The sequence below is a fragment of the Kocuria sp. KH4 genome, from assembly GCF_053711175.1.
Window position 1 is genome coordinate 1 of sequence record NZ_JBSJYX010000044.1, and the last position, 7,548, is coordinate 7,548.

The following is a 7,548-nucleotide window of genomic DNA, read 5'->3' on the forward strand; positions in this document are numbered from 1 at the left end:
TCCTCGCGGGCGGTGAGGGCTCGTTCCCGGGCGTCGAGGGCGCGTTCGGCGGCCGTGATCTGTCCGGCTGCTGCGGCCAGATCCCCCCACTGCTCGGCGGTGATGACGCGGCCGGTGGTGGTGGCCGGGCGTGGGTTGAACGCGAACCGGGCGGTGAACAGTTCGGCGGTGAAGCGCGCCAGATGGGCCCCTAGGGCGGTGCGTGCACGGTTGCTGAGTCGTTCGTTGGTGGCCAGCTCGACCATGCGGCGTAGTACCGGGGCGGCGAGATCGGGGTGTTCCTCCAGGGCCTCAGCCAATGCGTTGGGATCGGGGCGGGACCATGCCCGCCGGGTGCGCTCAATCACCTGGGGCGGAGTCTTTTCCACGATGATGCGCACCGGCTGGCTTTCGCGCTGGGCGGCTCTGCGGTGCTCATAGGCGTAACGCCGGCACTGGTCGGAGCAGTACACCGGGGGTCGTCCGCGGCCGGGCTTGGGCGCGACAGGACCGGTGCACCATGGGCAGATTTTCGACTCCATGAGGGCGAGCCTAAAAGCGTCGTGACGAATTCCGGACACCTCGGTTATCAAAGATGCATGAGGTGTGACGGTCCTTCTGCGTCAGAAGGACCGAGCAAACCTTCCTGATTTACTATCGGGAACACTGGGCGGGGTCGGCTCGTCCCTAGACGAAAGGGGCAACGATGTCCCTCACTCATACGTGGCGGCGGCGAGCCACGGTTCTCATGTTCTCCGCGGTTCTAGCGACTACCGGGGTTGGTTTGGGAAGCGTTCCAGCTATGGCCAGTTCTGAATCAGCCTCCGCGGTCGTCGGTGATCCGGAAGTGGTGCTGGTGGCTCCTGTGAGCGGGGCATCGGTCAGCTCTGGTGACCTGACGGCTCTTGGACTGAACCAAGCCCCGGAGCTGCCCCCGGGACTAGCAACGGCCTCCCTTTTGGGGCCTATCGATGCGCTCAACTGCAACACGTTGAAGCGTGCGAGCCACGTGGTCACGACCTATCAGGCTAGGAGCCGCCCGGGGTTCTCTGGAGGCCGGATCAAGTTGGAATGCGGCACCGAGAAGGGCTATGGATACCGTCACATTCGAGCCGGCCACCAGGGCGACTGGACGCGCAAGATGGAGCCAATGCGTGGGAACTGGGACGACTTCATGGACTTCGCCACTCGGCAGTCTTTGGTGGCTCCCTCCAAGATCGCTGACCAAGGCGGTGGAAAGCTCTGTTACACCACACCGGTGCAGGTGCGGAACTCCAAGGGGCAGGTCCTCAAGACTTTTTACCCTCGTGTGATCATTTCTAAGACCAATCGACGAGTGATCACGTCATACCCAGCAAGGGGTTGCTGATGAGCACACACACAACGATCAGGATGCTCAACGAGTACGGATGCTCCTGGCCGTTTTTTGGATGGGACAGTGCACTGGAACAGGACGACTTTCCTCTTCCTGCTGAGCTGTCCGACCAGCTCCTGACGTGGACTCGTGACTTCGACATGAACTATCACGAGGAGCGAGGCTGGCCATCGGTGGAACACCGAAACGCTGCCTACCGGGAAGGCCTGAGGCTGGCGCAGGTGGTTCAGGAGGCCGTTGGTCCTGACGTTGAAATCACCTTCACGTTCTGGGAAACACTCGTGAACGGGCAGGACCTACCTTTAGAAGGGTGATCCACAGTGCGTGCGATTGAGCGCAACGAGGAACCGGCCCGTAGCGTTTGACGAATGCAAATGCGACGCGGGGACCAGGAGGCCAGGCAGCGTCGAGACATGGCTTGGATTCTGGTGCTGCTGGCTGGAGTGCAGGTGGGTCTGCTGGCTGCGGTGATTGGCGTCTTGCTCGAAGACTTCGTAGTGGGCACTGTTGTTGCCTTGGTTCCTGGCGCTGTGGTGGTGGGGATCTGGTGGCGGCGGTTTCTGGACTAACCGGCGTTGCCGGACATGGAAAAAGCCGGGCAGCAGCCCGGCTTTTTCTTATGGGAGGCGGGGCCTGGTCAACCGGGCCTCCCGGGAAGCTGTTGGTGTGAGCACGCCAGTTTCCACCTCCAGTCTCGGCCGATTTTCGGTTCGTTCCCAAAAGTGACGGCGATGGGTGTGTGAGAGGTCCTGCCAAGGCTTGATCTGCCGGCACAGGCTGCTCAGCCGGGGTTGTCTCCGCAGGGCTCTGTCCCGGTCAGCCTGGACGGTGTGTGGTCATAAACCGTGGGTCGGTTCGGAGAGCCGGGGTGGCTTCCTATCGTCGTGAGATGAGCAGAGAACGCTATGAGCCGATGAGCGAGGCCCAGCTGGAGGTCGCTTGGATGGTCGTGTTGCTGGGGGGTGCGCTGGTTCTTATGGGCGGGGTGGCCCTGAATGTGCTGATCGATCATCTCGCTGTCAGCTTTGCCTTGGCGGGGGTGCCGAGTGTGCTGATGGTGGCGGTGTTGTGGCGGCGGTACGTGCACTAGGCCGTGCGTGCCGGCACGGAAAAAGCCGGGTAGCAGAGCCCGGCTTTTTCCGTGGGGAGGATCCTGTACCCCGCGTCTCAGTGTCCTGCACACCGGTCGTGACACCTACTGCCGCCAGGCGGAGCAAAGCTATGTTCTATGGCACATAGAACGGGATCGGTCTCCGGCCGGGGCACCACGCGGAGCGGGTGGGTGCTGCGCTGGGCATGGGAAAAGCCGGGCCATGGGAGAGCCCGGCTTTTCTAGGGCGGTATGCAGATCACCCACCCTCAGTGTCTGGGAAGCCCGTGAGTGTGTCGAGGGGGACCGGCTAACGGCCCGGCCCCCCTCCAGGGGGCAGCGATGTGAGCACAAGCCCCCGATTTCAGTGTGAAGAATGACCGCAGGTGCTTCCTAGCAGCCAGAGCTTTGTGTCGAGGGTTGGGTGGGTCGTTGGGAAGGGGATGAACCCCTACTAGGTGTACTGACCGGACACGTTGGTCAATCGTGAGAAGGGCGGCTGGTTGCTGCAGGCTGTGTGGGGCCGGTGATGGTTGTAGTAGTGCAGCCAGCCGTCGAGTTCGCCGCGACGCTCCGTCTCGGAGGTGTAGCAGCGGGCGTAGGCCCAGCCGTCGGCCAGGGTGCGGTGGAAGCGCTCGATCTTGCCGTTGGTCTGCGGGCGATACGGCCTGGTCCGTTTGTGCCTGATTCCCAGCTCGGCGCAGGTGTCGCGCCACAGGTGTGAGCGATAGGCGCCACCGTTGTCCGACAGGACCCGCTCGACGGTCACCCCGCGGGCGTTGAACCACTTGACGGCCCTGGCCAGGACCGCTGTGGCGGTGTGGGCTGTTTCGTCGTCGTGGATCTCGGCGTAGGCGACGCGGGAGTGGTCGTCGATGACGGTGTGGACGTAGGCCTTGCCCATCAACGGGTCGTAGTGCTTGTTCTTGGGCTTGTCGGGTGTGGCTGCGCGGTTCTTCTCGCCTTGTCGTCGGCCGACGTAGCGCCAGCCTCCGCCGTCTGGGATGTTGCCGAGCTTCTTCACGTCGACGTGCAGCATCGCCCCGGGGTGGTCGTGCTCGTAGCGACGAACAGGCTCTCCAGTGGCACGGTCGACGTGCGACAGGCGGTTCAAGTGGACGTCGACCAAGATCCGGTGGACTGTCGACGGAGCAACGCCAATCCGGTATGCCAACTGAACCGGACCTTCCCGCAGACGCAGCCGGAGCTGGATACAGCGCTTCGCAGTCGTGGGGCTGGTCTTGTTCGGGGAGCGGTGAGGCCGTGAGCTGCGGTCCTGCATGGACTGACCGGCCCGGTAGCGGTCAGCCCAGCGCTTCACGGTGGGCCAGGAGACCTGGAACCGGGCAGCGACCTCGCTGATCGGCCATCCGTGGTCAACAACCAGCTGGGCAACCTTGAGGCGGTGACGCGGAGTGAGGGCGGCATTGGCGTGGGACATGGTGGTCTTCCTGGTGACGAGCGGGTGGAGACAGTGATGGGGCTGCACCCTGTGGTGCAGCCCCATCGATTCGGTATGTCAGTTGCCGTCCGTGTCCTCGCTGTTCGGCGCTGAAGAGGCAGCCGTCTCGGTGGGTGTTCCCTGCTCGCTCTGGGGCTGGTCGTCATCGTCGGGCACGATCTGGGCCCCGCAGCAACTGCTGTCCTGCTTGCGTGCGGTGAAGAGGTCCTTGAGTCCCATGGTTGCTTGTTCTCCTCGTGTGGTTGGGAATGTGGTGGTTGGGTCAGGCGATCAGTGGGATGAGGTAGCCGGCGGCGATGGCCGTGCCGATGACAGTGACCACGAAAGTGACGACCAGTCGGGGCTTGAACAAGGTGGTGAGCATCGAGATCTCGGGGATCGAGGCTCCGGCGCCGCCGATCATCAGCGCGAACACTGCACCTAGCCCCATGCCGGTCGAGCTGAGGGCCAAGCCGATGGGCAGCATCGTCTCGATACGCACGTAAAGCGGAACGCCAAGCACGGCGGCCAACGGCACGGCCCACGGTTTGTCGTCGCCAGCGACCGCGGCGAGTTGGTCCTGAGGCACGAAACCGTAGATAAATGCACCGACCGAGACACCCAGCACCATCGGGACGAGCAGCGGTCTCAGATCGGCCCAGGCCTCGCCGAGTGCGGGCCGGATCTCGTTGCGCAGGCCTGCCCAGGGGTGGGGGGTGCTGTCGTCGCCGACGACCTTGACTCGCTTGAGCTGGCTGGCCATGCCGAGTCGTTCCCATACTAGGGGGGCGAGCAGGGACCATGCGGCGGTGACCACCGTGTAGACCAACGCGATACGCCAGTCGAACAGCAGCACCACCCCGGCCACGATGATGGGATCCAGCAGCGGTGACGAGATCAGGAAGGTCATCGACGTCCGGAACGCCACCCCCGACTTCAACATCCCAGCCAGCACCGGCAGCGTCGAACAGGAACAGAACGGCGTGATCGCCCCCAGCAGTAGCCCCTTGAGCGGGCCGGGAAGGCGCCCATCGGCCATCCAGCTCTGGATCCGATCCGGCCCGAACCGCCGGTTCACCAGCGCAACGAGCACCGAGATCAGCGAGAACAGGACGAGCAACTCGACCAGGATCAACCCGAAGGTCTGTACCGCATGAATCACCGCGCAGCACCCTCAGTCGATGCCTGACCCTCCCCTGCTGGGGCAGTGCAGCACGCCTTCTGTCCCTCTGGAGTGAGAGTCGCCAAGTGAGCGAGCCACTGCACCGGCGCCGCCAACTGCTCACAACACAGCGCGTAGATGTTGGACCGGCCCTCGGCCCGCACACTGATCAGCTGCGCTTGCCGCAAGGCTGCCACATGGTGACTCACCAGCGCCTGGCTCAACCCGGTGGCCTCCTGCAACTTCTTGTTCGAGCACGCCCCCGCCGCAAGCGTCAGCACGATCATCAGTCTGTTCTCGTCTGACAAAGGCTTCAACAACGGAGCAAGCATCCGCGCGTGATCCCGCGCCGACAGGTCCGTGCGCGGCAGGGCAACATCCAGTGAAACTGTCATACCCACACTATAGACAAGCGTGGCCTTCTGTCACAAGTGGCGACTTGTCTATCGATCAACGTGTCCGGTCAGTACAACTAGGTCCGCACATGGCCGACGCGACAGGGCGAAGGTCCGCCCGTGGGCCTACGCCGGGCCATAGGGTGGCCAGGAAAGAGTTGAGCCCCGGAGGGTGGAATCTCCGGGGCTCGACTTCCCCGATTGATAGCGGCAATCAGGAGAAGCCTTGTGACCAGTGTAGGCACGACCCCTCCCCCGTCCACCAGCCCCGCCGCAACACGGCAGGCCGCTGTCCGGCAAGCGGTCGTTGACCATTTGGGCGTGCACCACATCCGGGTGGCAGCCACCAAGGACGGTGCTCCACGCACCGTGCCGGTGGAGGCGTTAGGCGAGTTCGCGTTCTGGACGCCACCGGCGCGACCCAACCTCGGCCTGCTGACCGTGGACGTCGATCGAGACGCGGCAGTGCTCGAGTTCTTCGCCGCCCCAGCCCTGCCGCACGTGATCGTGGAAACCCCTCGCGGGGCCCAAGCCGTGTGGCTGATCGACCGGGTGCACACCGGCCCCGACGCCCGACCGCACCCAATCGCCTACGCCGAGGCCGTAGGAGCCGCTCTGCGGGCCTCGCTGAGCGGAGACGCGGCTGTAGACCCGCTACGGCCCGCCCGCACCCGGAACCCCTGCTACAGGCCCACTCAGCGCGATGTGTTCACCACCGCCCGCCCGCTCACGGCCCCGTACCGGCTCGGAGAGCTCCAGGAGGCTCTAGACGCCGTTGAAGCATGGCCAACCCACTCTGAGCCCCCTCAGGCTCGCACAAGGGCGCAGAAAGCCTCTGGCGGGGTGTTCGTGGGTCGCAACGATGCCGTGAACCGCGCCACCTGGCTGACCGTGCGCCACGCGCTGGAAAATGGCTCCGTGACCCACTGGACCGACGCCGAGGTGCTGCAGCTGGCCCGCGGCATCAACGAGGCCGTGGCCGCCGAGCAAGGCGTGGCACCGCTGCCCGATGACCAGGTACGCGATCTGGCCGCCTCCATCGGCCGGCACCAGCACCGCCCCGGCCGCCGAACCATCACCGGGCAAGGCTCGGCCGCCGCACGCACCCTCGGCGCCAAAGGCGGCGCAGCCCGCTCCGAGAAAAAGACTCAGGCAGTCCGGAAGAACGCCGACAAGAGCCGTGCCGTGCGCGCAGCTACTTCGACTCTGCGGGCTGAACAGATCCGGGTACTAGCTGAGGCTGGGCACTCCCGACCGACGATCGCCAAGACCCTCGGGTGCTCCGAATCAACCGTAAAAAGAGCTCTTCGGAGTGCCCGCTCCACCGGCTAGGGGGGGGGGTCATTTACTAAGCCCAAGGTGAGAGGGCGCCCAAGGGCCCAGTTCTGGGCTCTCCCACCCTCTCCGGGTGATGCTCCTCTGGACCCCCTCCGCCCACCCTCGGACCGGCACATTTCATGCATCGTTCGATGCCCTCAGCCTGGGCGACCTCACGCAGGCGCGCACACGTTCAGCTGCACGCTTCGGTCAAGGTGCCCAGAGCGTCCCAATCAGGCACTGACCCAGTTCCAAGTCCCCTCCGCCGGCGCCCGTCACCCTGGTCACTGTCGATGACGTCTGTCGTCTTCGATTCACCCTTCACGGGTGAGCCCCTGAGCCACCCCCGGTGATATGGCCGGAAGGAGTCTTCGTAGTCGATCCATGTGGTTGAGCGGGTGCTTGGTGGGGTGGCGTGGTGGCTGTTGGTGGGTCGGTTCTGGGCGTGCTGGGGTGTCCTGGCGGTGCTCGCCTCAGTCGGTCAGGTGGGGCGGTAGAAGCTGCTTCCCTGGTGGGTGGGATGTTGGCGGGCCTGGGCTTCGAGATCGTTGAGTTGGTGGCGGATCCGGCGGGCTTGTTCCTCGTGGGCGCGGGCCTGGGCGTGGCGGTAGGCGATGTCCTGGGCGCGCTGGTCGAGATCGTCCTGCCGTTGCCGTAGCCGTTCCTCGCGGGCGGTGAGGGCTCGTTCCCGGGCGTCGAGGGCGCGTTCGGCGGCCGTGATCTGTCCGGCTGCTGCGGCCAGATCCCCCCACTGCTCGGCGGTGATGACGCGGCCGGTGGTGGTGGCCG

10 protein-coding genes are annotated in these 7,548 nt (G+C 64.9%); 4 read left to right on the forward strand and 6 right to left on the reverse strand.

The annotated features are described in order from the left end of the window. The coding region (locus tag ACWCOM_RS18275) for a hypothetical protein (protein WP_454550173.1) at positions 1-521 on the reverse strand (521 nt) is incomplete at its 3' end. 826 nt (positions 522-1,347) lie between these two features. Between ACWCOM_RS18275 and ACWCOM_RS18280 the strand changes: the two genes are divergently transcribed. The 3 genes from ACWCOM_RS18280 (at position 1,348) to ACWCOM_RS18290 (ending at position 2,444) form a co-directional block, all read left to right on the forward strand. After that, entirely contained in the window at positions 1,348-1,668 is a 321-nt protein-coding gene (locus ACWCOM_RS18280; protein WP_176338672.1) for a hypothetical protein, read from the forward strand. 99 nt (positions 1,669-1,767) lie between these two features. Continuing rightward, a complete protein-coding gene (locus ACWCOM_RS18285) occupies positions 1,768-1,923 on the forward strand; it encodes a hypothetical protein (RefSeq protein WP_176338671.1) in 156 nt (51 codons plus the stop codon). A gap of 320 nt (positions 1,924-2,243) precedes the next feature. Next, positions 2,244-2,444: a hypothetical protein gene (locus ACWCOM_RS18290; RefSeq protein WP_176338670.1), complete on the forward strand. Its 201-nt coding sequence runs from the start codon at positions 2,244-2,246 to the stop codon at positions 2,442-2,444. 454 nt (positions 2,445-2,898) lie between these two features. On the opposite strand, the gene ACWCOM_RS18295 is transcribed toward ACWCOM_RS18290, so the two are convergent. The 4 genes from ACWCOM_RS18295 to ACWCOM_RS18310 all read right to left on the reverse strand — a co-directional run bounded on the left by ACWCOM_RS18295 (position 2,899) and on the right by ACWCOM_RS18310 (position 5,442). Next, positions 2,899-3,885, reverse strand: coding sequence for an IS481 family transposase (locus tag ACWCOM_RS18295; protein ID WP_065062263.1), 987 nt, complete (start codon positions 3,883-3,885; stop codon positions 2,899-2,901). Positions 3,886-3,963: 78 nt separating this feature from the next. Beyond that, entirely contained in the window at positions 3,964-4,125 is a 162-nt protein-coding gene (locus ACWCOM_RS18300; RefSeq protein WP_154676754.1) for a hypothetical protein, read from the reverse strand. Positions 4,126-4,168: 43 nt separating this feature from the next. Further along, positions 4,169-5,047 (reverse strand): permease, encoded by an 879-nt coding sequence (locus ACWCOM_RS18305; protein WP_176338507.1) that lies wholly within the window; start codon positions 5,045-5,047, stop codon positions 4,169-4,171. After that, the gene (locus ACWCOM_RS18310; RefSeq protein WP_048896403.1) at positions 5,044-5,442 is read right to left on the reverse strand and encodes an ArsR/SmtB family transcription factor; all 399 of its coding nucleotides are present in this window, start codon (positions 5,440-5,442) and stop codon (positions 5,044-5,046) included. The genes ACWCOM_RS18305 and ACWCOM_RS18310 overlap by 4 nt, the downstream gene beginning before the upstream one ends. Positions 5,443-5,763: 321 nt before the next feature. Here ACWCOM_RS18310 and ACWCOM_RS18315 point away from each other — a divergent pair, with 321 nt between their 5' ends. Continuing rightward, a complete protein-coding gene (locus tag ACWCOM_RS18315; protein WP_176338669.1) occupies positions 5,764-6,774 on the forward strand; it encodes a replication initiation protein in 1,011 nt (336 codons plus the stop codon). Positions 6,775-7,240: 466 nt separating this feature from the next. Here the strand turns inward: ACWCOM_RS18315 and ACWCOM_RS18320 are convergent. Further along, the coding region (locus ACWCOM_RS18320; RefSeq protein ID WP_454550174.1) for a hypothetical protein at positions 7,241-7,548 on the reverse strand (308 nt) is incomplete at its 5' end.